The 1,404-nt window shown below is 68.4% G+C and carries 1 protein-coding gene; it reads right to left on the bottom strand.

Annotation, left to right across the window (positions count from 1 at the left end):
• A partial coding sequence (gene sctE, locus W930_RS0125200; protein WP_036656574.1) for a type III secretion system translocon subunit SctE occupies positions 1-1,345 on the bottom strand: 1,345 nt, incomplete at its 3' end.
• Between the last annotated feature and the right edge of the window lie 59 nt (positions 1,346-1,404).

Raw genomic sequence — 1,404 nt, 5'->3', positions numbered from 1 at the left:
CCTCGCGCTGCAACTTCGCGCGCTGGATGCCGATGGCGCCCGCGGTCATGTCGCGTCCGGCCACCATCGCGCCGCGCAGCACCGCCGAGAGCGACCACATGCCGCGCAGGATGGCCCGGCGACCCTGCGACGCTGCCTGACTGCCGAACGCCCTGGTCACGTCGGCCGCCCTCACCGCGACGCCCTTCGCCACCTGCTTTGCCGTCGATTTGACGACGTTGTCGAAGGCGCGCGACACCATCTGTTCGACCATCTGCTGCGTGAACTGCTCGGCCATGCGATTGAACCCACGCCGCGCGAGTTGCCGTGCGGTACGTGTGCCACATTGCGCGAGCGACCGGCCAACGCGCTTGCCGACTTCCATGCCGACCTGGTACGACACCTCGGAGACCACGCGTGCGCGGATCGCGCTCACGGCGGCATCGTCGCCTGCCTTGACGGCCTGCGTCAGTGCCTCGCCCGCCCCGCCCTTGAACGCGCGCGTGGCCGCTTTCGTCACGGATCGCGAGGCGAGAAAGCCGCGCACAGACGTCCCGAATCCGACAACCATGCCCAGCGCCTGAAACGCCATCTGCGCATGCCCCCATTTCGCGGCTTCCTGCTCGTAGTATTCCGCGTGCTTCGGATCGATCAATGCCATCGTCTTGCAGACCGCCGAGCCAATGCCCGCGATGCCGGCTCCCACGTCGGCGATGCCGCCGGCGATCATCAGCGGATTCATCGTCAGTACGCCGGTCACGACCTTGACAACGCCCACGACGAGATCGATCGCCGCCGTGATCCAGTCGAAGATCGCGCCGAACACGCCGCCCTTGCGCGCCTTGTCGGCGTCCGCGGTCATGGCGTCCATCTGCTCGCGAAACTTCTGAATGTCCTCCTGACGCAGCTTCTCCTGACGTTCGGCCAGCAGCGCCAACGCCGTCTGCGTTGACTTAGCGGTGTCCCCCAGGGCTTGCATGGCGATCATCGACGCGACCATCACGAGCGTCGACGGGTCCAACGTCTCCACGCTCTCCAGGTCGGTCACGCCGAACTGCCCATCGGGTCGCACGCCGTTGGCCGCCAACGCCCCGCTCATCAGATGCAGACGTTGCAGCACGCGGGCGAATGCGTCATCGGCGTCGTGCCAGTCGACGCCCGCGGGCGCGTCGGGCAGGAAATCTTCCGGCCCGAGCCAGTCGCCGCGGCCGTGCGGGCGGCGCGAGGTCCCGCCGGCATCGGGCATCGAGCCCGGCGCCAAGGGGGCCGTCAGGGCGGACGGCAACGCGGGGGGTGAAGCGCAACCCGGTGCGTCGGCGAGCCATGTCGTGCGGGAGTTCGCGACTGCGGCACCTATCGTGATCATGGGTTTCCTTTGGATGAGGCGTTGGACAGGGCATCGCACCGGGCGCTCGCCGAGCGCGC

Origin of the sequence: Pandoraea sp. E26 (genome assembly GCF_000681415.1) — a bacterium.
GTDB lineage: Bacteria > Pseudomonadota > Gammaproteobacteria > Burkholderiales > Burkholderiaceae > Pandoraea > Pandoraea pnomenusa.
Note: the sequence above shows the minus strand (reverse complement) of the source record. Positions and strands in the feature narration are given on the sequence as shown.